17 protein-coding genes are annotated in these 20,832 nt (G+C 66.7%); 9 read left to right on the top strand and 8 right to left on the bottom strand.

The features are described from left to right. The first annotated feature begins 49 nt into the window (after positions 1–49). The 6 genes from ACSQ3P_RS05525 to ACSQ3P_RS05500 are packed head-to-tail and all read left to right on the top strand — an operon-like array spanning position 50 to position 5,797. Positions 50–1,168, top strand: a complete 1,119-nt coding sequence (locus ACSQ3P_RS05525) for an NAD(P)/FAD-dependent oxidoreductase (protein WP_436164584.1) — start codon at positions 50–52, stop codon at positions 1,166–1,168. Further along, positions 1,149–1,445, top strand: coding sequence for a (2Fe-2S)-binding protein (locus ACSQ3P_RS05520; protein ID WP_436164583.1), 297 nt, complete (start codon positions 1,149–1,151; stop codon positions 1,443–1,445). Before ACSQ3P_RS05525 ends, ACSQ3P_RS05520 begins: the two co-directional genes overlap by 20 nt. Continuing rightward, positions 1,442–2,863 (top strand): NAD(P)/FAD-dependent oxidoreductase, encoded by a 1,422-nt coding sequence (locus tag ACSQ3P_RS05515; RefSeq protein ID WP_436164582.1) that lies wholly within the window; start codon positions 1,442–1,444, stop codon positions 2,861–2,863. The genes ACSQ3P_RS05520 and ACSQ3P_RS05515 overlap by 4 nt, the downstream gene beginning before the upstream one ends. After that, positions 2,860–3,990, top strand: a complete 1,131-nt coding sequence (locus ACSQ3P_RS05510; RefSeq protein WP_436164581.1) for an NAD(P)/FAD-dependent oxidoreductase — start codon at positions 2,860–2,862, stop codon at positions 3,988–3,990. Before ACSQ3P_RS05515 ends, ACSQ3P_RS05510 begins: the two co-directional genes overlap by 4 nt. Next, positions 3,987–4,931 (top strand): ABC transporter permease, encoded by a 945-nt coding sequence (locus ACSQ3P_RS05505; protein WP_436164580.1) that lies wholly within the window; start codon positions 3,987–3,989, stop codon positions 4,929–4,931. The genes ACSQ3P_RS05510 and ACSQ3P_RS05505 overlap by 4 nt, the downstream gene beginning before the upstream one ends. After that, positions 4,928–5,797 (top strand): ABC transporter permease, encoded by an 870-nt coding sequence (locus ACSQ3P_RS05500; protein WP_436164579.1) that lies wholly within the window; start codon positions 4,928–4,930, stop codon positions 5,795–5,797. The genes ACSQ3P_RS05505 and ACSQ3P_RS05500 overlap by 4 nt, the downstream gene beginning before the upstream one ends. Here ACSQ3P_RS05500 and ACSQ3P_RS05495 read toward each other — a convergent pair. Genes ACSQ3P_RS05495 through ACSQ3P_RS05480 form a run of 4 tightly spaced genes read right to left on the bottom strand, consistent with a single transcriptional unit; the run spans position 5,789 to position 11,836 of the window. After that, the gene (locus tag ACSQ3P_RS05495; RefSeq protein ID WP_436165168.1) at positions 5,789–7,120 is read right to left on the bottom strand and encodes a lysine N(6)-hydroxylase/L-ornithine N(5)-oxygenase family protein; all 1,332 of its coding nucleotides are present in this window, start codon (positions 7,118–7,120) and stop codon (positions 5,789–5,791) included. The two genes, ACSQ3P_RS05500 and ACSQ3P_RS05495, sit on opposite strands and share 9 nt — an antisense overlap. Continuing rightward, positions 7,120–8,961: an IucA/IucC family protein gene (locus tag ACSQ3P_RS05490; protein ID WP_436164578.1), complete on the bottom strand. Its 1,842-nt coding sequence runs from the start codon at positions 8,959–8,961 to the stop codon at positions 7,120–7,122. The genes ACSQ3P_RS05495 and ACSQ3P_RS05490 overlap by 1 nt, the downstream gene beginning before the upstream one ends. Then, positions 8,958–10,043, bottom strand: a complete 1,086-nt coding sequence (locus ACSQ3P_RS05485; protein WP_436164577.1) for a GNAT family N-acetyltransferase — start codon at positions 10,041–10,043, stop codon at positions 8,958–8,960. Before ACSQ3P_RS05485 ends, ACSQ3P_RS05490 begins: the two co-directional genes overlap by 4 nt. Next, complete coding sequence (locus tag ACSQ3P_RS05480; protein ID WP_436164576.1) at positions 10,040–11,836, bottom strand: IucA/IucC family protein; 1,797 nt, start codon at positions 11,834–11,836, stop codon at positions 10,040–10,042. The genes ACSQ3P_RS05485 and ACSQ3P_RS05480 overlap by 4 nt, the downstream gene beginning before the upstream one ends. A 180-nt stretch (positions 11,837–12,016) precedes the next feature. Here ACSQ3P_RS05480 and ACSQ3P_RS05475 point away from each other — a divergent pair, with 180 nt between their 5' ends. After that, the gene (locus ACSQ3P_RS05475; protein WP_436164575.1) at positions 12,017–13,147 is read left to right on the top strand and encodes an MFS transporter; all 1,131 of its coding nucleotides are present in this window, start codon (positions 12,017–12,019) and stop codon (positions 13,145–13,147) included. Positions 13,148–13,484: 337 nt separating this feature from the next. After that, entirely contained in the window at positions 13,485–14,477 is a 993-nt protein-coding gene (locus ACSQ3P_RS05470) for a helix-turn-helix transcriptional regulator (protein WP_436164574.1), read from the top strand. A gap of 13 nt (positions 14,478–14,490) precedes the next feature. On the opposite strand, the gene ACSQ3P_RS05465 is transcribed toward ACSQ3P_RS05470, so the two are convergent. From ACSQ3P_RS05465 to ACSQ3P_RS05455, 3 genes are read right to left on the bottom strand one after another with little or no spacing between them, the layout of a single operon-like run. Further along, positions 14,491–15,750: an MFS transporter gene (locus tag ACSQ3P_RS05465; RefSeq protein ID WP_436164573.1), complete on the bottom strand. Its 1,260-nt coding sequence runs from the start codon at positions 15,748–15,750 to the stop codon at positions 14,491–14,493. Continuing rightward, positions 15,747–16,121 carry a hypothetical protein gene (locus tag ACSQ3P_RS05460; protein WP_436164572.1) on the bottom strand — a complete coding sequence of 125 codons (375 nt, stop codon included), beginning with the start codon at positions 16,119–16,121 and terminating at the stop codon, positions 15,747–15,749. The genes ACSQ3P_RS05465 and ACSQ3P_RS05460 overlap by 4 nt, the downstream gene beginning before the upstream one ends. 6 nt (positions 16,122–16,127) lie before the next feature. Then, positions 16,128–18,353, bottom strand: a complete 2,226-nt coding sequence (locus tag ACSQ3P_RS05455; RefSeq protein ID WP_436164571.1) for a TonB-dependent receptor — start codon at positions 18,351–18,353, stop codon at positions 16,128–16,130. A gap of 545 nt (positions 18,354–18,898) precedes the next feature. Between ACSQ3P_RS05455 and ACSQ3P_RS05450 the strand changes: the two genes are divergently transcribed. After that, positions 18,899–19,792, top strand: a complete 894-nt coding sequence (locus tag ACSQ3P_RS05450; RefSeq protein ID WP_436164570.1) for a LysR family transcriptional regulator — start codon at positions 18,899–18,901, stop codon at positions 19,790–19,792. On the opposite strand, the gene ACSQ3P_RS05445 is transcribed toward ACSQ3P_RS05450, so the two are convergent. After that, positions 19,780–20,832: an alpha/beta hydrolase gene (locus ACSQ3P_RS05445; protein WP_436164569.1), complete on the bottom strand. Its 1,053-nt coding sequence runs from the start codon at positions 20,830–20,832 to the stop codon at positions 19,780–19,782. The two genes, ACSQ3P_RS05450 and ACSQ3P_RS05445, sit on opposite strands and share 13 nt — an antisense overlap.

Genomic DNA, 20,832 nt, shown 5'->3' with positions numbered 1-20,832 from the left:
CGAAATACAATAAGGCTTCCTAACGTCAAAGCCGGCAAGGGAAATTCACATGCGGCCGGACATCATCGTCATCGGAGGGGGCACGGTCGGCGCGGCGATCGCGTATGGCCTGGCCAAGCAGCGGCAGCAGGTTCTGCTGCTCGACGGCGATGACGGCGACTTCCGCGCAGCCCGCGCGAATTTCGGGCTCGTCTGGCTGCAGGGCAAGGGGCTCGGCATGCCGGCCTATCAGGCCCTGACCCGTGACAGCATCGCGTTGTGGCGCGGCTTCACCAGTGAAATCGAGGCCGAAACGAAGATCGACCTCGCCTATGAGCAGAATGGCGGCCTCGCTTTCTGCCTGGGAGAGACAGGCTTCGAGCAGCGACGGCACGACCTGATGCGGTTGCACAACCAGCGCGGTGAGGGCGCGCCGGATTGGGAGATGCTCGATCGTTCGGCGCTGGAGCGCCTGCTGCCGAAGGTCACCCTCGGCCCCAAGGTGACGGGGGCGAGCTTCGGTCGACACGACGGACACGCCAATCCGTTGCGGCTACTGGCGGCTTTGCACGGAGCGCTCCTGCGCCATGGCGGCGGCATCCGCCATCGGGCGCGCGTCGACCGGATCGAGCCGGTGGGCCGCGATTTCCGCCTGATCCTCGACGGAGAGACATTGGTCGCGCCCCGCATCGTCATCGCGGCCGGGCTCGGCTCCCCCGCATTGGCCCGGCAGGTCGGGCTCGAGGTGCCGGTTCGTCCGGAGCGCGGGCAGGTGCTCGTCACCGAGCGGCTGGCCCCCTTCCTGCCGCTGCCAGCGAGCGGTTTGCGCCAGACCGGCGAAGGCACGGTGATGATCGGCGCGACCAAGGATCGCCCAGGCTTCGATGTTTCGACGACGGCTGAAGCCGCCGCCGGGCTGAGCCGCAAGACGATCGAGATCGTCCCTGCGCTGGCCAAGGTCAGGCTCGTCAGGCAATGGGCGGGCCTCAGGATCATGACGCCCGACGGCCATCCGATCTATGCGCAGTCGCAGAGCCATCCCGGCGCCTTCGTCGCGCTCTGCCATTCCGGCGTGACGCTGGCCGCCTTCCATGCCGAGACACTGGCAGGAGCCATCGCCGCCGGCATCCTGCCCGAAAACCTTTCTCCCTTTCACCAGAGACGCTTCGATGTTCCGCAAGCTGCATGATCCAGGGGCGCAAACTGTCACGATCTTCATCGACGGGCATCCCGTGCCCGCCGAGCTCGGCGAAAGCGTCGCCGCTGTGCTGCTGCGCCAGCCCGAAGCCTGGTGCCGCACGACGCCGATCTCGGAGAGCCCACGCGCGCCCTTTTGCATGATGGGCGTCTGTTTCGAATGCCTCGTCGAGGTCGACGGCCTGGCCTCCGTGCAAGGCTGCCTGACGCCGGTTCGAAACGGCATGCGCGTCGCCCGTCAGCAGGGCCCCAGGAGCCTGTCGGCATGAGTGCGAGCGAGACCGATCTCCTAATCGTCGGCGCAGGCCCCGCGGGCATGGCCGCCGCCGTCACCGCCCGCCGCCAAGGCCTCTCCGTGCGTGTCCTAGACGATCAGCCGGCGCCCGGCGGCCAGATCTGGCGCGCGATAGAGACCGTAGCCGCGACGCCGCGCATCGCGCGGCTCGGCGAGGCTTACCGGATGGGTATGGACCGGGCCGCGGCCTTCCGCGCCTGCGGCGCGCTCTACGAGCCGGAAAGCCAACTCTGGCAGATCGAGCCCGGTTTTCGCGCCTTCCTGACACAGCAAGGCAAAGCGAGCAGCGTGACCGCGAAGGCGGTCATCCTCGCCACCGGCGCACAGGAGCGCCCAGTACCGTTTCCCGGCTGGACGCTACCGGGCGTGCTGACGGTCGGCGCCGCCCAGATCCTGCTGAAGACGGCCGATTCCGTGCCGACGAACCCCGTCTGGATCGCTGGCTGCGGACCATTGCCATTGCTCTACATGACGCAGCTGCTCGCGGCGGGGGGCCAGATCGCCGGCTTCCTCGACACCACGCCGCGCGGGCGCACCAGCGCGGCCTTGCGCCATCTGCCGCAAGGCCTCGGCCGCCTCGCCGATCTCGCCAAGGGCCTGTCCTGGTCGCTCGCGCTCAGGCGGGCCGGGTTTCCGATCATCCGCCATGTCGCGGAGCTACGCGCCGAGGGGGAAGGACGCCTCGAAAGCCTGCATTATCGGACCGAGGACGGCCGCGAAGGCGAGGTGCCCGCCGAGGTGCTGCTCGTCCATGAGGGCGTGGTGCCGAATATCCATGCCCCACTCGCACTCGGCTGCGCAGTGAGCTGGCATGCCGGCCAGCACTGCTATGTCCCTGAATTGGACAGCTGGGGCGAGACATCGCGGGTGAATGTCTTCGTCGCGGGCGACGGCGCTGGTATCGGCGGCGCCGAAGCGGCCGAGCCACGCGGGCGGATCGCCGCACTGCGCGTCGCTGCCCGGCTCGGGAAACTCGGCGAAGGCGCCGCCGAATCCACCGCCCGGCCGGAGCGGGGCAGGCTTTCCCGCGCGCTCGCCTTGCGGCCCTTCCTCGATGCGCTCTACGCGCCGCGTCCACAGGTCTTCGCCCCGACCGACGAGACGCTCGTCTGCCGCTGCGAGGAGGTCACGGCCGGCGAATTACGCGCCCGCGCCGTGCAGGGGCGACCTGGCCCGAACCAGATCAAGGCCTTCACGCGCGCCGGCATGGGCCCCTGCCAGGGCCGGCAATGCGGCTACACCATCGCCCATATCGTTGCGGCCGCGCAGAACCGGCCGGTCGAGGAGGTCGGCTTCTATCGTATCCGCCCACCGCTGAAGCCGGTGACGCTCGGGGAATTGGCAAGCCTTGACGAGTTGGCAAGCCTCGACGAGCGGGAGCCGGCGGCATGAGCACTGAGGCATTCGACGTCGCGGTCGTGGGCGGCGGCTTGCACGGCCTGTCGGCGGCGCTGCATCTGGCCCGCGCCGGCCGGCGCGTGGCGGTGATCGAGCGGCGCTGGACCGGGCGGCACGCCTCCGGCGCCACTGCAGCCGGCGTGCGCACGCTGGGCCGCGACCTCGCCGAGATCCCGATCTCGCTCGAAGCTATGGCGATGTGGCACCGGATCGCGGACATCGTCGGCGACCACTGTGGCTTTCATGCCCATGGCCAGCTCCGCGTCGCGGAGACTGCGGAGCACATGCCGGCCTTGCTCCAGCGCGAGGCGAAAATCCGCGCACTGGGCTACACGCATGAAGAGATCATCGACGCTGCTGAGCTGCGCCGCCTCGTGCCGGCCTTGAGCCCGCATTGCGTCGGCGCGCTGGTGGCGCGGCGCGACGGCGCCGCGGATCCACACCGCACCATCCTCGCCTTCCGCCGCGCCTGCGAAGCGGAGGGCGTCGCCATTGCCGAGGATTGCGGCGTCGAAGCGATCGACCGGCAGGGAGATAACTGGCTGCTCGTTTGCGGCCAGCGCCGCTTCCGCGCGCCCGTCATCGTCAATGCGGCCGGGGCCTGGGCCGCCCGGCTCGCGGCCCTGTTCGGCGACGAGATCGCGCTCGGCGTCAGGGCCTCGATGATGATCGTGACGGAGCGCCTTGCGCCGCTGCTTGACCCCGTCGTCAGCGTCGTTGGCCGGGCGCTCTCCTTCAAGCAATCGGACCAGGGCACTCTGGTGATCGGCGGCGGCTTGCAGGGCACAGCCGATCTCGACCAGGAGCGCAGCAGCGTCAACTTCACCGAGCTCGCCAAGGGCGCGCGGGCCGCTAGCGACCTCTTCCCGGCAGTGCGCGGCGTGCGCATCGCCCGCTGCTGGACCGGGATCGAAGCGCAGACACATGACCATCTGCCGGTCATCGGCGCTTCGCCGAATGCGCCCGGCCTGTTCCATGCCTTCGGTTTCTCGGGGCACGGCTTCCAGCTCGTTCCGGTCGTCGGGGCGATCCTGACGGATCTCGTCGTTGAGGGAACGACGCAGCGCGAGATCGCCGCCTTCGCGCCGCGGCGCCTGATGCAGGAAAGGGTCGCGGCATGATGAGCTACGTCTTCAGGCGCGTCCTTCTCGCCGTGCCGACGCTGTTCCTGATGCTGACGGCGATTTTCGTGCTGGTGCGGCTCGTGCCGGGCGATGCCGCCTCCGTGATCCTCGGCGACCAGGCGAGCGCGGCCTCGCTCGCTGCCCTCAGGGAAAAGCTCGGGCTCGACCAGCCGGTCCATGCCCAGTACCTCGCCTTCCTCGGCAAGGTCCTGACGGGCGATCTCGGCCAGTCCTTGAGCAGCGGCCGCAGCGTCATCCAGGAGGTGCTGCTGGTGCTGCCCTCGACGATCGAGCTCACCATTGCGGCGGTCGCGATCGGCCTCGTCTTCGGGCTGCCGCTTGGCGTCGCCGCCGCGCTCAGCCGCAATGGCTGGGTCGACTATGTCTCGCGCGTCGTCTCGCTGGTCGGCCTGTCCTTCCCGGCTTTCGTTTCCGGTATCCTGATGCTGATCGTCTTCTCGATCCAGCTCGGCTGGTTCCCGGTGCTGGGCAACACCAGCGGCACTGGGAACCTCGTTGAGCGGCTGCGGGCTCTGGCGCTGCCGGCGCTCAATCTCGGCATCATCATGACGGCCTATGTGATGCGCGTGACCCGCGCCGCGATGCTCGGCGTCCTGACCGAGGACTATATCCGCACGGCGCGCGCCAAGGGGGTGGGCCCGGGCCAGCTCGTCGTAACGCATGCGCTGCGCAACAGCCTGATCCCCATCATCACCGTGGTCGGGCTCTATTTTGGCACGCTGATCGGCAATTCGGTGCTGACCGAGATCATCTTCAACCGCCCGGGGCTGGGCAAGCTGATCATCGGCGCGCTCAACGCCCGCGACTACACGCTGCTGCAGGGGCTGATGATCATCTTCGCCATCTGCGTGATCATCGTGAACACATTGACCGACCTGGCCTACGGCCTCGTCGATCCGAGGGTGAAATACACATGAGCACTGTCGCCACCACGACCGTCGAAATGCGGCCGGGCGGCCTCTGGCTCGCCTTCACGCAGAACAAGCTCGCTTGGGTCGGCCTCGTCCTGCTGACCCTCATCGTCCTCGTCGCGGTCTTTGCGCCATGGCTCGCCCCCTATGACCCGCTGGAGCAGAACATCGTCGTGCGGCTCGAGCCGCCCTCTGCGGAGTTCTGGCTCGGCACCGACAGTTATGGCCGCGATGTGCTCTCGCGATTGATTTATGGCGCGCGGATTTCGCTTTTCGTAGGTTTCGTCGCCATCCTGATCGCCATGCTGGTCGGCACGACGATCGGCGTGCTGGCCGGCTATATCGGCGGAATGTTCGACCAGATCGTCATGGGCTTCCTCGACGTGCTGCTCGCCTTCCCGACGCTGCTGCTCGGCTTGATGATCGCGGCCATGCTCGGAGCGAGCCTGGAAAACCTCATCATCGCAATCGCGGTGACGGAGATCGCGCCCTTCGCTCGCGTCGCGCGTGCTCCGACGATCACATTGCGTCAGCGCGATTTCGTCGAGGCCAGCCGCTCCTACGGCTGCGGCCCGTTCCGGATCATGACGCGCCATATCCTGCCCAACATGATTTCGGATGTGGTGGTGATGAGCTCGCTCTGGCTCGCTTCCGCGATCCGTACCGAAGCCTCGCTGAGCTTCATCGGCCTCGGCGTGCCGCCGCCGGCTGCGACCTGGGGCGGCATGATCCGCGAAGGCTTCGAGAACATCCTCGATGCCTGGTGGCTTGCCGTTTTCCCGAGCCTTGCGATCCTGGCGACGGTACTTGCGCTCAACCTCCTCGGCGACGCCCTGCGCGACGCATCCGATCCCCGCAGCCGCTCAAGGTGAGAACAGCCGCCCATTCGAGCGCACCGTGTCCCGGCGAGCATCCGTGTGCATCTGACTGCGCCAGTTCACCATGGAATTCGGCACCTCGACATCGAACTGGCGCCGGCCGAGCAGCGCATTGGCGATCACCGCGCCGCGCCACGCCATCAGGCTGAGCTGAGGTTCGGCGATGCCATGGCTGATGAGGCCCGCATTCAGGGCAAAGATCCGGTTCGCGTTCGGGCCATCCCAGGCGATGGCGAAGTCCGCATCCGGTACGGGGCGGCCCGTGCGGTCGATGACGATGCGCCCAGTCAGCGGGGCGAGACAGTCAGGCAGCTCGTAGCGGTAGCCGGTCGCGAGAATGACGATCTCCGCATGGCCGATCTCCATCATCCCGTCCATGCCGTTGCGCATGATGAGCTGGTAGCCGGCCTCTCTGGGTTCGGCATTGACGACATCGCGATGCGGCAGGAGCTCTACCTCCGGGCCAGATGGCTCCAGATGCCGCAGAACGTAGAGACGGCGATAGATGGCGGTGAGCGTCTCGCTCGACACCCCGTCACCGGCGAGCTTCTCGCGCTCCACGGTGGCGTGGCGACGCGGCTCCGGAAGATCGCGGAAGCTTGCGACATAAGGCGGTGTGAAGAGCTCGTTGGTGAAGGGCGTCTCGTCTAGCGGCAGGAAATTGGGGCGCTGGCTGATCCAGGCGACATGGCTCGGCGCATTGTCTGTCTGGTTCAGCAAGTGCAGCAGGATTTCGGCGCCGCTCTGGCCGCCACCGATGACCGCCACGCGCTTGCCGGCGCAGGCCCCCAGCCGGAACCGCGCCTGTGAGGAATGGAAATGGTCGTCCTCCCTCAGCCGGCCGGCGAAGGCCGGCAAGGCCGGCTTCAGCCCGACGCCGAGTGCGATGTTGCGGGCGCGCTGTTCCCGCTTGCCGCTGCGCAGGACGAAGCTGCGGCCATCGAAATCGACCTCGTCGATGCCGGCGCCGAAACGCAGGGTCGGCAGCCCCTGCGCCGCCCAGCTGAGATATTGCGCGAATTCGCGCCGGGGAATTGCGGCGAAATCCGCGTTCATGAAATCGTAGAAGCGCTTCTTCGCCACCAGGAAGGAGAGGAAGCTCCAAGGGCTCGACGGATGGGTGGCGCTCACCAGATCCTTGAGGAAGGAGGTCTGCAGCGTCACGTCCGGCAGCATCATGCCGGGATGCCAGTCGAACGCGTTGCGGCGCTCGAAGAACAGCGCCTCGACGCCTTCGACCGCGTCGAGATGCGCCGCGAGGCTGAGGTTGAACGGCCCGATGCCGATGCCGGCCAGGTCGAGCGGGTGGTTTGTCATCATGGCTGGGCTCCGACGAGACTGCGCGGCCGCTCCGTTTCGGAGCGCTCGGCGAGATGAAGGGGGTTGTCGAGATTGGTGCCGAGGCTCGGGACCGGTCGCCGGTTGGCATCGCCATAGCCGATGGCCAATCGCACCCGGTTGATGCAAATGCGCGGCACCTTGGCGGTGAACAGGTCGAACAGGGCGAAGCGCTCGGCCAGTTCCGGATGAGCCGCCTGATAGCGCCGCAGGCTACGGGCGAGGCAGGCATAGAAGCGCAGCTCCGGAAAACCGTCATGCGTCTCCAGCGCATCCGAGAGGAAGCGCAGGACGCTGGTGAAATGGCCGGTCTGGAGATGCTGCTGCAGATGGGCGGCGGGCCGGCGCTGCAGAACCGCCTTGATCTCCGGGGTGAGGTCGTCCGCCTCAGGGAAATCCTGATCGACGAGGTCGGCGTCGCCCTGCAGATCCTTGAGCGCGACACCCTTGGGCGTGAATTGCTCCAGCACCAGCGTGACGTTCTGACCATGAGCGATGAAGCCGACGCCGTAACGGCACAGGAAGTGGTAGAGCGGCACGGCGACAGCGTCGAAGAAGCGCTCCAGCCAGGCCTCGTGCGACAGGCCGGAGCGGGCGATCAGCGCGCTCACGATCGGTCGCCCCGCCGAGGTCAGCTTGGTGAGCGCTCCCAGCATCATGGCGTTCTGGCCGGGTTCCAGATGGGTCTCGACCGATTCGCGCCAGATCGCGCCAAGCATCTCGCGGAACTGGTAGGGCACGCCCTCGATCCGCTCGTAGAGCGGGTGCGGATAGAAGGCGCCGGCCGGCTCGCGCAGCACTGTGGCTGGAGCGAGCGCCGGGTCGGTCGCGGCTTTTTCCGCGAGCCAGGCGGAGAAGGCCGGTCCGATCGCCATGTACTTCCCCGGCACGCCGCGCCAGGCCGAAGTGTTGAGGATGCTGAGCGAGAGCTTGAGGTGCAGTGCGCGGGGGGCACTGGCATTGGCGAGCGTCCGCAAGGATTGCTGCGGCAGGTAGCTGCTGCCGAAGGAGCCGAGCGGCAGGAGCCGACCGGCCGCGATCTCGCCGGCGAATTGCAGTGCGACCATGTTGTCCCACTGCCAGGGATGCACGGGCAGGAGCAGATAGCGGGAGCGGTCCAGGCCAAGCTGCCGGCAGGCCTCCAGGCAGGCCTCTTCGAGCCGGCGCCGTTCGGCGGGATCGAGCGAGGCGGCGAGGAGGTCCTCTTCCAAAATCGCGGGATCATGCGAGATCTGGCAGGCATCGCGCGCGGCTGCCACCCAGAAGAGCTGCAGCTCGGCCTGGAATTCCGGCGCATAGGCCTCGGCATCGCCGAGCCCCCAGCCGATGCGCCCCTTGGCGGCCGGCGCCTTCGGATGCCCGTCGAGATAGTGCTGCAGCAGATGGTCGGGCAGGGTGATCAGCTCGTCCTCGCCGATCGCGGCGTTGATCGCCGCGACCCTGGCATCCGAGGACAATGTGCTCGACAATTCCCGGATGTAGATGGCGAGCGTGTCGGGCTCGATCTCCAGCACCGCCCTGGCATCGATCATGAAGCCGGCGACATCGTCCGCGGGGGCTGCGAGCGCGCCGTCATGGCGCGACAGGCTCCGGGGCTCGATCGCGAGATTGCCCCAGATCCGCCGCTTCGCCTTGAAGCGGTAGCTCACCGTCTCGCCGAGCCGCAGCGTCCAGAGCTCGTGCTGCTGGTCCAGTGGTTCGGGCTTCAGCCCTTCTTCGAAGGTGAGCTCGCTGATCGCCCGGGCGATGAGGGCCTGGTTGAGCTCGCGCCACAGCCGGGCCTCGACCGGCCGGCCGCCTGGGAGGGGGCCGAGGCTCACAGCGCGATCTCCCGGAAGAAGCGCTCGCGCTCGCAGCAGACGAGAGCCGCGCGCTTGTGCGGGAAGTCGAACTCCTTGACCTTGTCATAGGCGACGTCCGCGCAATAGCTCAGCATCTTGTGATGCGAGGCGCGAGGCTCTCCGACGATGCGCCGGGTGCGCGGCTCGTCGAGGAAGAGATAGTGCGTGAGCGAGCGGAACCAGGCCAGCGTCTTGGCGCGGCCGAGATGACGCGGATTGCCGATGAGGCCGTGCCAGCCCCTGTCGAAATCCTCCACCTCGTAATGCGGGCCGAGCCGATCTTCCTTGGCCCAGTAGAACTCGAAATAGCCGACCGGCTCGTCGTCGAAGCTGCCGATCACGCCGAAGAGATGCGGATCCGCCTCCTGCTCGGCGAGGTAGCGGTCGAGCTCCTCGCGCGATTGCGCCAGCTCCCAGAAGAAGGCGACGCGCGGCTGGTTCATCCAGTGGTGGAACAGGTCGAGGTCGCGGCGGCGGTCGATGGTGCGCAGCGAGAGCGTCATGCCCAGATGTGGCATCCAGCGCCGGTAGATCACCCCGTTCGGCTGCGCCGGCCGCAGCACCGGCAGGCGGTCAGCCGGCCCGAGCGAGGAGCGGATCGCCGGATAGGCCGCATGCGCGCCGGCCTGCCGCCAGAGCAGCGGCAGCTGCTGGAAGACGCTGCGGGTGATCACCGCGCAGTCCACGCCATCAGCCGTCCGGCCGGTCTCGACCGAGAGCCCCACGATCGCGGGCTTGCGGGCATAGCCGGGAAGCTCCAGCCGCGACAGCGACGGGGTACTCTGGAAAGCCGCTTCGATCAGGGCAGCGAGCGCATCCGCATCGGCGGGATGGTCGCCGTCGGGCCGGGTCACGTCGAGGCGGCCGCTGGCTGCATCCACCGCAGTCGTGAGCCGCGCCTCGATCCCGCGCTCCGCGCCCCCCGTGAACAGCACGCCGTCAGCGCTGTCGCTGGCCTCGATGACAAGCGCGGTCTCGCCGCGCGCCGGGAAGTGCCGGCTGGTCGCCCGCTTCGTCAACGGGGTCACGGCGGCGGTGTCGATCCTGGGGGCGATGGTCATGACCGCGCTCCCGCGATCGGATTGGGCAGCTCGACATAGCCGGCGAGCGGGTCCGTCACATCGGTGTTCTCGTTGATGTTGCGGAAACAGATCATGAAATTCCCCTTGCTGAGGAGGGTTGGCGAGGTGAGGAGGTAGTCGAGGCAGGTCCTGTCGCGCAGCGGCTGCGCGGCGAGCGCAGACAGCGCAGCGCGCAGCGCTGCGAGCAGGCGCTCCTCGCTGGCAAGACCGGCAAGCGCGAGCGCGCCGATGACCGAGAAGACGCTGTTCACGATGAGGTAGTAGCCGGCGAGCCTGGCCGCATAGGCGCTGTCGAAGACATGCCCGGCCTCGAGCCGCACATCCGGCGCCTGCGCCGCGAGCTCCGGCAGGAATTCGCGGACATAGCCGGTGCCCTGGCAGTCGCGGAAATGCAGCGTGACGGGCCAGCCGTCATCGAGGCCGACGACGATGTTCTGCTGATGCGCGCCGAAGAGCAGGCCGTGATCCGCCTGGATGCCGAGCAGGGGGAGGGCGATGTTGTGCAGGAAGCGCTCGAACCAGGCCAGCGCCGTCGCCGCGGGTGCGCTGCCCTGGCGCGACGCGATGCGTTCGATGGTGGTCGCGAGCGCGCTGCTGCGCCCGTCCGGGCCAATCTCGCAGAGCGCTGCCAGCACCGCCGCTGGGCTGTGCTGGCGATCGCCGCTGAACGGGTTGTCGCGGAAGACGACGATGGTCGAGCGCAGCGGCGCGCCGGTCTCGTCGTGCAAGGCCAGGTAGCCTGGCTCCCCCATGACCCGAATGCTCGGAAACCGCGCGGCGATCCGCTGTCCCACCGGCCCCGCCAGGAGCTTTTCGATCTCGAGCCCGCGCTCGCATTCATAGGGTTCGATGATGCGCTGTGAATTGGTCAATCGCAGGCTCAGCGACATCTTCAGCATCCAGACGGCGTGCGGTGCATGGATGCTGCGCAGGGACGAGGTGGCGTGCCAGTTCGAGCCGGCCGGGCCGAGCGCGCGAATGTCGCCAGCCGTCATCAGGCGTGTGATCGCGGGATCGAGCATGAGCTGCGAGGCCTGCCAGGGATGCATGGGCAGCAGCACGCGCCCCTCATCCACCTGCCGGCGAATGGCCGGTTCCATGGCGGGATCGTCGATGGCGAGACTGGCGGCCATCTCCGAGGCGGCCTGTCCGCGCGAGCTGCCCTGGAGCACGATCCCCGGCGAGACGGACCACCAGTGCAGCGCGAAGCCCTGGCCATATTCGGGCGAGAAGCGCCGCGTATCCTCCAGCGTGAACTGGTCGCGGCTGCGTGGCGTCGGGTGCACGTTATGGCCGAAGCGCAGGGCCTGCTCGGCCTCGACGAAGCCCGGATCGCGTTCGGCGAAAACCGCATCATCGACGCAGGGATGGCGCAGGGCGTCTTCGATAGTGGCGAGGCTGTCGAGCGCGCGCCGCAGGAAGACGAGCCCTCTTACGTCGGAATCCGCGCCCGCAATGCCAGGTTCTGCCGTGATCAGGTTCAACAGCTCGGGGAAGGGGACGACACGCATCGCGCCTTCCGGCCCGATCTCGTAGAAGGGCGGGCGCAGACCATGGGCGCCGACCTGGGAGAGATGGGTGAGCGCGACATGGATCTCGCGCCCAGCCAGCGGCAGCTTGAGGACCTGGCGCGGAGATCCGGAATCCGTGGCGGATGCGCCATCCCCGCTCCCGATGGACCAGCCTTGCCATTCCCGCATCAGGCTCAGGAGAAGTGCGCGCGCCGAGATGCGGCTGGCGAGCTCCAGGGTTTTGGGTTTGGTTTCGATCATGGTTCGACCTTCATTGTCGAGGTATACGGCTTGATATTTCTGATATACTCTTAGATTAGAATTCGTCTATATTGTATATTTCGTTTTGATATCGAAGACATTGCATGTATCGGCGTGATTTGGATTGATTGCTTCGAGGGTTTTGCAATGGCGGCCAGGGATGTGACTCGACTCTCGCTCATGGCGGCGACGGTCGGCTTCGGCCAGTCGGCGCTGCTGGCGCTGGTGCCGATCATCTCGGGGGCGACGGGGCTCGATGCGCCGGCGATCGGCGCGATCGGTTTTCTCGGTGCGCTCGCCTTCCTCGCCGCCGCGCCGACCTGGGGCTACCGCGAAGGCGGGCTGCGCAGCCGCTTCCGGCTGCTGGCCTGGCTGATGGTCGGGGCGCAGCTCGTGTTCCTGGGCGTGCTGACGGCCGGGTCGATGCCTGCCGTGTTCGCCTTCGCGCTGCTGGCCGGTTCGCGCATCGTCTACAGCGCCGCAGCCGCAGGCGTGATGCCGCAGGCGCAGGCCGCGATCGTGCGGATGAACAGCCCGGAGAAGCGCCATGCCGCCCTGGCGCGATTGAGCGCCGGACTGTCTGTCGGCCGCGTTCTCGGTCCGCTCGTCACCTTGCCCGGTGCGGCGGGCCTGCTGCCGGCGCTCGCGGTCATGACGATCATGCCGCTCGCCTTGCTGGCCGGCCCGGACATCGCGCCCGCCGAGCGGCAGATGGAGGAAGCTCCCCGTCGCTGGGATGTGGCGCGCGCCGTCTTGCCCTTGCTGGGGGTCGGTTTCGCCCTGACGCTCGGCCTCGGCCAGATTCAGATCACGCTCGGCCTCTTCCTGCAGGCGCGCTTTGGATTGGACGCCCATGCCGCCGCCCGCTGGAGCGGCGTGACCTTCATGCTGGTCGCCGTGGCGATGATCGTGGTGCAGCTTGCCCTGGTACCACGCCTCAGGGGCGGAATCCTGCGCAGCCTGCGTATCGGCCTGGTCGTCTTCGCTCTCGGCAGCGCCGCAGCAGGATTCGCCCCTTCGGTGTTCGTCGTCATGCTCGGCGCCATGATTGCCGGTGGCGGAATTGCGCTTGCGACGCCCTCCTATACGGCCTGGCTCGTCGGCAGGATCGCGCCGCGGGAGCAGGCCGCCGCCGCGGGCTGGCTCGCCAGCGTGCATGTGCTGGGGCAGGGCGCGGGCGCGCTGAGTGGCGGGCTCGCCTTCGCGCTGTCGCCGCTCGCGCCCTTTCTCATCTGCACGGGGCTCGGAGCGGCAATCGCCCTGGCGCTCGCTTATATCGAACCGCCGCGCGGTCATCGCGAGGCCCCATAAGTTCGCGCGCCGCCAGCCGCCTCCGCTTCGCTGGAACGCGCCAATGCAAAAAGGCAATGATGAATTGCTGCGGAAAGCATATCGCGTCCAAATTTCTCTTAATTCAGCGGAAACATCGGCCGTCGTGCGGATCAGCCTCGGATATTTAGGCATTTATACTTTTAGGTATTCGCTAGTTTTAAATTAGAATAAACAGGAAATGGCTGCATATTTGACTTCTGCGGCGTTCATAACAATTGAATTCTGTAGCTTTTGTTTGCATGCTGGTGGAAATGAATTCTTGGACTGGTGCGAAATGCCTAGCGGACTGAAACGCAGTGCTCAGGAGGCGGTCCCTGTGTCCGGGCGAGGGCGGCGCTCTGCCCTGGTGGAGGAGCCTGGCCCGCTCTGGCTGCTCTCCAACGAGATGCCGCAGTCCGAGATCGACCTTCATCTCGGGGCAAGGGCGGAGCGGCGTTTCGTTTTCGACGGGGCGAGCCCGGCTCCGTTTGGCGCCAGAGCCATGCTGCGGCTGCAGCCCGATATCGGCCTGATGTCATTGTTCGCGCCGAGTGCGGCAGTTTCATTGCCCGTGCGAAATCTGTGCGCGGAGGGCGAGGCTCTGCTGCTGCGCCCGGCCGACGGCGCGCTGATCGTGACCTGTGGCGCGCGCCGGGCCGTGGTCGGCGGACGCGAGGCCATTCTCCTGATGGCGCCTGCCCAGGCGACGCTGCTGCCGATGCAGATCTCGCGTCTCGATTGCCTGACCATCCCGGCCGATGCGGTCAGCGAGCGGGCGCGCGGCCTGGCGCAAGAGCTGCGCGTCTTCGGGGCCGGCGACGACGCCTTGCAGATGCTCGGCAACTATGGCGCAGCGTTGCTGCGCGGGATGATACCGATCAGGACGTCCGAACTGCGCGAACTCGCCAGGCATTTCATGTTCGATCTCGTCAACATCATGTCGCCGGAGAGCCTGCCGGGCCGCGAGCCTCGGCATCGACCCGACGAGCGGATGAATGCGATCAAATCCGATATCGAGGCGAGGCTCGAGGATCGCAGGCTGACCGCGCGCGAGATCGCCGAGCGGCATGGCATCAGCCTGCGCTATCTCCAGAAGCTGTTCGAGGACGAACGAACGACCTTCTCGGAATTCGTGCTGCAGCGCAGGCTGGACAGGGCCTTGCGCCTTCTGCAATCGGCCGGCTCCTGGGAGACCAGCATCACCGAGATCGCCTTCGGCGTCGGCTTCGGCGATCTCTCCTATTTCAACCGCACCTTCCGGCGCCGCTTCGGCGCCGCGCCCCGCGACATCAGGGCAAACCAGCGCGCCATCGTCGCGGTTGAGGCGTAGAGCCGCAGCAGAATCAAGAAGCCTTGGCGCCCGCGCTTTTCGACTGCCGCCACAGCAGCAGCATGCGCAGCGTGGCCAAGACGGCGACGGCCGACAGCGCGGTTGCGATCGCGAAGAGCCAGCCATAGCCGAGCGCGTCGGCAAGCTTGCCGGCGAGCATCGAGCCGACGAGATAGACGAGCAGCTGTGCGCAGGCGAGGATCGTGAAATCCGTGCCGGGCTGGTCGGAGGTCGTCACCGCCATGAACAGCGAATAGAGCGCGACGATCTCCATATAGCGGATTAGCGTCTGGAAGCCGGCGGCACCGAACAGGGGCCAGGAGCCGGTGACGACGCCGATTGCGTGGCAGGTGAAGAGAAGGAAGCACAGCGTCCTCATGCCGCCGAGCAGGCCGAGCACGAAGGACAGGCCGCGCCGCTTCACCAGCCAGGCAGCGATGAAGGAGCCGGCGAGACCCGCCGTGGTCGCCGAGAAGCCGGAGAGGTAGCCGATCTGGTCGAGCGGGATGCCGGCATCGACGAGATAAGCGCCTTCCATCGCCTTCACCAGACCTTCGCTCGCCCGGTAGATCAGCGCGATCCAGAGGATCTGGCGAGCCTCAGGACGGCGCAGGAAGGCGCACAATGAGGGCTTCTGCAGCGCCGGCGCGGCAGCATCGCTTTCGCGCATCAGCACGGCGGCCGCCAGCGGCAGCAGCGACACGGCCGCGATGACGAGAAGCATGCCGGTCCAGCCGATGCGGTGATAGAGCACGAGGCCGAGCGTGCCGCCGATGACGACGCCGAAGGCGATCGCGCCGCCCTGAATCGCATTGCCGATCGCACGGTCGGCCTCCGGCAGGTATTTCGCGGCGTAGCCATCCGTGGCGATGTCCTGCGTCGAGATCAGCAGTGAGGCGATGAAGCCGACCGCGACGATGCCGACGATGTTCGTGGGGCCGATCGGGATCAGGGCAAGGATGGCGAGGATCGTCGTACTCTGCGTGATCAGCACCCAGCCGGCCCGGTGCGCCCGCGCGAAGGGCCTGACGCGATCGACCCAGGGCGCCCAGAACAGCTTGATGACGAGCGGCAGCAGCAGGATGCTCATATAGCCGATCGCGGTTCGCGACACGCCGGCTTCACGCAGGATCGGCGGGATCGCCGCGACGAAGAGATAGGACGGGATCGACTGGGCGAGATAGAGCCCGGCGAGAACGCCGAACAGGCGGTAGCGCCCGATGGGCTCGCGCCCATCGAAGCCGGTGGCACCAGCCGGAGAGGTTGCTGTCACGGCACGGCCGCCTGATGCTGGAGCAGGAAAGCTCGGCCGGCCTCCTCCTCGCGCTCCGCGATGATCGGGAAGGGCCAGAGCCGACGGAAGATCTCCGCCGTCTTCTCGTCCGCGTCGGGCCGGATGATGGCGCAGGCCTGGCAGAACTGGCTCAGCCGTGCCTTCGTCGCCTTGAACCAGAGCGCCTGCTCGCGCTCGCCAGCCTGCGAAAGCGCCCGCCTGCCGCCGAAGATCGTCAGCAGGACATACGGCTCGGCGCGCTCGCCGATCCTGGCGAGCGCGTCGAGATAGGCGCGCTCGTCGCTGTCGAGATAGGGCGGGAGGTAGCGCAACGTCAGGATCGCGTCGGCGCCGATGTCGAGGCTGACCATGATGCGTCAGAAGGTTTTGCGGAAGCCGACCGTCACGGTGCGGCCCCAGGCATAATTGGCGAGGTTGCGCACCGAGGTCGCGGTCGGGTTCTGATAGGCCCGGTCGAACAGGTTGTTGACCGCGACATAGGCCTCGCCCTCCCAGACCGGCGCGGTGAAGGCGGCGTTCATCGTCACGGCGCCCTTCAGCTTGTAGCGGGTGCCCGTGAGGTCGATGGCGACGTCGCGGTCCGAGAAGCCTTCGCCCTCGAGGCGCAGCTGCATGCCGTTCACGAAACGATAGCTGCCATAGAGCATGCCGCGCCAGGGCGAGCCGATGCGGTTATTGGGCAGATAGCTGTCGAGCTTGCCATCCTTGTTCGTGTCGTAGCGGCCCTCGCGATAGGACACGACCGAGCCCATGGTGAACTGCTCGGTGAAGGCGTAATCCGCCGTCGCCTCAGCGCCCCAGATGCGCTCCTTCTGCTGCGAGAGCGTGTTGGTGGTGGCATCGAAGGTCACGCCGTCGTCCGAGGTGCTGATATAGCCGGTCAGCGATCCCTTGAAGGCGCCGTAGCTGCCGCGCACCCCGAGCTCGTAATTGTTGACGATCTGCGCCTCGGGCGCGATCGAGGCAAAGCTGATCGAGCGGCGGCTGGCCGGCAGGCAGTTGATATTGGCCAGGGTGCAGGCATAGGCGGTCGAGAGACCGGCGCGCCGGGTGAAGGCGCCGACATCGGGCAGCGCGAAGCCCTGCGACCAGCCGCCGAAGACTTCGCTCGTATCAGACAGCTTGACCGTCGCGCCGAGATTGCCGGTCAGCGCCGAATAGTCGAAATTGCCGCCCGTCACATTGAGGGCGGGCAGGACGAAGCTCTGATAGCCGAGCGCATTGTTCGCGGCCACGGCCGCATAGGCGGCCGGGCGGACATAGTCGCTGACCGACAGCGCGAAATGCTCGTAACGCAAGCCGCCGCGCAGCACGATCCGCTCCCCGATCGGGATCTGCAACTGGCCAAAGCCCGCGGTGGTCGTCTGCTTCAATGGCGTGAAGACGTCCTGGCCGTTGGTCAGCGTCTGCCAGGTGCGGTCCTGGATCACGTCGCCGCCCCAGGTCAGCTTTGCTCCGGGCAGGAGCCGGTCGAGCGAGGTGTCGATCGTGACGTTCACGCCGCCGCGCTGGGAGTAGAGCGTCGTCTGATTGTCCGGGCTCGTCGGCGAGAGCGGGTTGAAGGAGTAGTAGACCTGCGTGTTGTAAGGGTATGCAAAGGTGGAATAATTGAAGCGCTTCTTGATGTCGTTGTAGTAGCCGAGCACGCTCAGGCTACCGAGCGCGAAATCCTTGTCGGTGTAGCGTAGCGAGAGCGACTTGGTATCCTCGATGACGTTCTGGCCGGGATAAAGCCGCGTCCGGTCCGGGCGGGCGTAGGGGGCGGCGTAGTTCGTCAGATATTTGGGGTCCTGGTCGAAGGCGATCAGCGAGCCGTTGATCTCGATGCGCTTGCTCGTGTCGAAATCATAGCCGAGCTTGGCCAGCAGGTTGCCGGCCTTGTAGCGGTCGCCGCCGCCTTGGCCGAGCAGGCCGTCCGAGGGCAATTCACGGCCGGCGCCGTCATAGGTGCGGCCGGCGCCGCGTCCGCTGGCCGTGACCAGGTAGTCGAACCCGTTCGGAATCTTGCCGGAGACGGTGACGGAGGCCTCCGGAGCGAGCGAGCGGCCGATATTCTGCGTGAAGGCGCGCATCGCGGTGTTGACCGTGACGGTCGGCTTGCCCTCTGCCGCCTTCTTGGTGATGAAATTGACCGTGCCGCCGGTCGCGCCGGCGCCATAGAGGCTCGAAGCGCCGGCCACGACCTCGATGCGCTCGACCGAGTTGAGATCGATCATCGACAGGATGCGCGATACATCGCGCAGCGGCGTGGTCATCGGCACACCGTCGACCAGCACGAGCAGATCGCGCCCACGATAGTTTTCCGAGGCGCTGGACACCGTCTGCGTGGACATCGAATAGCCGGGCACCAGCTTGCCGAGAGCGGCGGCAGCGCTCGGGCTGAACTTGAGCTGCTCCTCGATCTGGGCTCGATCCAGGACCTGGACCGATTGCGGTGTCTCCGCGGTGCTGCGCTCGGTGCGCGCCGCCGTGACGGTGATCGTGTCGAGATTGATGACGGGGCTCGGATTGGCCTGGCCGAAGGCGGCGGTGGCCGCTGACAGGGCGGCGAGGCTTACCGTGAACGAAAGGAGCTTTGTCATCTTGGTGCCCGTCAATCTCTTTTAGAAAGCCGCTGGGAGCGGAAAGCAATGTCGGAGTCATTCTCCGGGTGGAGGTCTTGTCTTCAGTTTTGAATTAAAATAAACTGGATGTAGTCTTCTTCTGTTTCCGCATTTCCGTCATATTCCCTAACGGCTCTCTATGGTGTCCGCAGGTGATAGACTTGGACTTGAGCGAACGCCGAATGGGACAGAAACGAACGGACGCACCGGCGGCGACCGATGTGTCGTTGCTGCAACGTGCCGCGACGAGGCCCCACATCTCGGCCTTTCCGCCGCATCGGCTCGTTTGATCGGAGGAGGGGGCCTTGACGAAGGTCGCCTCCAGCGCACCGACGCGTCAGTCCGTCCCCATGATCAGTGCGGCATGGCGCCTCCGAGGCGCCCAGAACCTCCACGCGACGACGCGTGACGGGCTCAATGACCCGCCCTGCGCAATTCCTGCCGCCGGCCTGGCGTTGCTAGTGGCGGAGGTTTGTGATGATTAGGTGCCGCAATCCGAAAGAGCTCATTAGGCACTCTAATCAATGGCGCAGCCGAACTGGAACGATCTCGCCGCCTTTGCCATGGTGGCGAGAGAGCGCAGCTTCACCAAGGCCGGCGCCAAGCTCGGCGTATCGCAGTCGGCGCTGAGCCAGACCGTCAAGGGGCTCGAGGAGCGCCTTAAGCTACGGCTGCTCACCCGCACGACGCGCAGCGTCGCGCCGACTGAGGCCGGCATCCGATTGCTGGAGACGGTCGGGCCGCGCTTCGAGGAGATCGAGGCGGAGATCGCAGCGCTCGGCGAATTACGGGGCAAGGCAGCTGGCACGATCCGCATCACCGCCGGAGAACACCCGGCGATTTCAATCCTGCAACCGGCCTTAAGACGGTTCCTGCCTGACCATCCCGACATCAAGGTCGAGATCATCGTCGATTACGGTCTGGTCGATATTGTTGCAGCGGGCTACGACGCGGGCGTGCGCCTGGGCGAACAGGTCGCGAAGGATATGGTCGCGGTTCGGATCGGCCCCGAGATGCGCATGGCCATCGTTGGATCGCCAACCTATTTCGAGCGCTACGGTGTTCCGCGAACCCCTCAGGATCTGACGTCCCATAATTGCATCGCGTCTCGCCTGCCGACCTATGGCGGCCTGTTCGCCTGGAGGCTCGAAAAGGACGGCCATGAGGTCAAGGTGCGTGGCGAGGGCCAGCTCGTGTTCAACAGTCTCGCCATGCGGCTCAATTCGGCGCTGGATGGACTTGGCCTTGCCTATATGCCGGAGGATCAGGCGATCCCGCATATGCAGCAAGGCCGCCTCGTAAGCGTATTGGACGACTGGTGTGCGCCGTTTCCGGGCTATCACCTCTATTATCCGAGCCGTCGGCATTCATCGTCGGCACTGTCTGTTCTCATCGACGTTCTGCGCTATCGGGGTTGATGCCGCCGCCAGAACCGGATGGCGTCGCCGATCCAGCCCTCAGCGCTTGTCCCGATGCCGAGCCCGAAGCCATGGCCGACGCCCGGATATTCGCGATACGCGACCTCGGCTCCAACGCGTCGCAAGTCGCTGATGCGCCGCTTCATGGCGGATGGGGGAGATATGCCGTCCCGCTCGCCGACAACCGCGAAGGTAGGCGGCTCCTCAGCCGCATGGTCGGAATGCGCCGTATAGGCCATCGCGATGACTGACGGCTTGGGGAGCTCTTCACCACCGAACCGCGCCACGCCATGGCTGCCGATCGAGGCCACCATGCGGGCGCCGGCGGAGCTGCCCCAGAGCGAATAGCCGCGCCGGTCAACGCCGAGCATGGCGGCGTTCTGGAAGATGAAGCCGATCGCGGCGGCGAGATCCTGGGTCGCCACCACACCGCCCTGGCCTGCGCGGTATTTCAGCACGAAGGCGTTCAAGCCCGCCTGGCTGATCGCGGCGGCATAGGGAAAGCCTTCATGCACCGAGCCGACATAGGCGAAGCCGCCGCCGGGCGCGATGATGGCGAAGGGCGCCCCCAATTCTCCCCGGACGAAGAACAGCCCTGCATTGGCCTTGGCGGGCTCGGCGCGCTTTTCGTCTTCCGTGTAGATCTCGAAGCAGATCTGCCGGCCGCGATCGGCATCATCGATCAGGCGATTCAGCGCGCCGACCGTCGAAGCGATATCGAAATGGCTGTGATAGGGCAGCAAGGCGGCGAGGGCGCTGAGCTTCGCCTGCCGGTCATAATCCCGGTCGTCCCATGGCAGGATGCGACGAGCGAAGCCTTCGAACGCCGGATGCGAGAGAAGATCACCGATCGTGCTGTCGGCGCTCAGCTTTGCATAGGACTTGCGTGCATAAGGCTCGCGGGCAGGGGGCGTGTCGCCGCCCCCGCCTTGCCGGGCGAGGGCGCTCTCGGGCAGCGCTGCCAGAAGCGGCAGGGCAAGACAATCCCGCCGCGATGGGGGAGGAGCGGCCCGGGGTCGCTGGCGAGGTCCGTCGCTCAT

Origin of the sequence: Allobosea sp. LjRoot9 (assembly GCF_964252745.1) — a bacterium.
Lineage (GTDB): Bacteria > Pseudomonadota > Alphaproteobacteria > Rhizobiales > Beijerinckiaceae > Allobosea.
Note: the sequence above shows the minus strand (reverse complement) of the source record. Positions and strands in the feature narration are given on the sequence as shown.

Bases quoted from the DNA above. Each gene is read 5' to 3' on its own strand.
- ACSQ3P_RS05525 (WP_436164584.1), top strand. From the start codon at position 50: ATGCGGCCGGACATCATCGTCATCGGAGGGGGCACGGTCGGCGCGGCG.
- ACSQ3P_RS05520 (WP_436164583.1), top strand. From the start codon at position 1,149: ATGTTCCGCAAGCTGCATGATCCAGGGGCGCAAACTGTCACGATCTTC.
- ACSQ3P_RS05515 (WP_436164582.1), top strand. From the start codon at position 1,442: ATGAGTGCGAGCGAGACCGATCTCCTAATCGTCGGCGCAGGCCCCGCG.
- ACSQ3P_RS05510 (WP_436164581.1), top strand. From the start codon at position 2,860: ATGAGCACTGAGGCATTCGACGTCGCGGTCGTGGGCGGCGGCTTGCAC.
- ACSQ3P_RS05505 (WP_436164580.1), top strand. From the start codon at position 3,987: ATGATGAGCTACGTCTTCAGGCGCGTCCTTCTCGCCGTGCCGACGCTG.
- ACSQ3P_RS05500 (WP_436164579.1), top strand. From the start codon at position 4,928: ATGAGCACTGTCGCCACCACGACCGTCGAAATGCGGCCGGGCGGCCTC.
- ACSQ3P_RS05495 (WP_436165168.1), bottom strand. From the start codon at position 7,120: ATGACAAACCACCCGCTCGACCTGGCCGGCATCGGCATCGGGCCGTTC.
- ACSQ3P_RS05485 (WP_436164577.1), bottom strand. From the start codon at position 10,043: ATGACCATCGCCCCCAGGATCGACACCGCCGCCGTGACCCCGTTGACG.
- ACSQ3P_RS05480 (WP_436164576.1), bottom strand. From the start codon at position 11,836: ATGATCGAAACCAAACCCAAAACCCTGGAGCTCGCCAGCCGCATCTCG.
- ACSQ3P_RS05475 (WP_436164575.1), top strand. From the start codon at position 12,017: ATGGCGGCGACGGTCGGCTTCGGCCAGTCGGCGCTGCTGGCGCTGGTG.
- ACSQ3P_RS05460 (WP_436164572.1), bottom strand. From the start codon at position 16,121: ATGGTCAGCCTCGACATCGGCGCCGACGCGATCCTGACGTTGCGCTAC.
- ACSQ3P_RS05455 (WP_436164571.1), bottom strand. From the start codon at position 18,353: ATGACAAAGCTCCTTTCGTTCACGGTAAGCCTCGCCGCCCTGTCAGCG.
- ACSQ3P_RS05450 (WP_436164570.1), top strand. From the start codon at position 18,899: ATGGCGCAGCCGAACTGGAACGATCTCGCCGCCTTTGCCATGGTGGCG.
- ACSQ3P_RS05445 (WP_436164569.1), bottom strand. From the start codon at position 20,832: ATGAGCGACGGACCTCGCCAGCGACCCCGGGCCGCTCCTCCCCCATCG.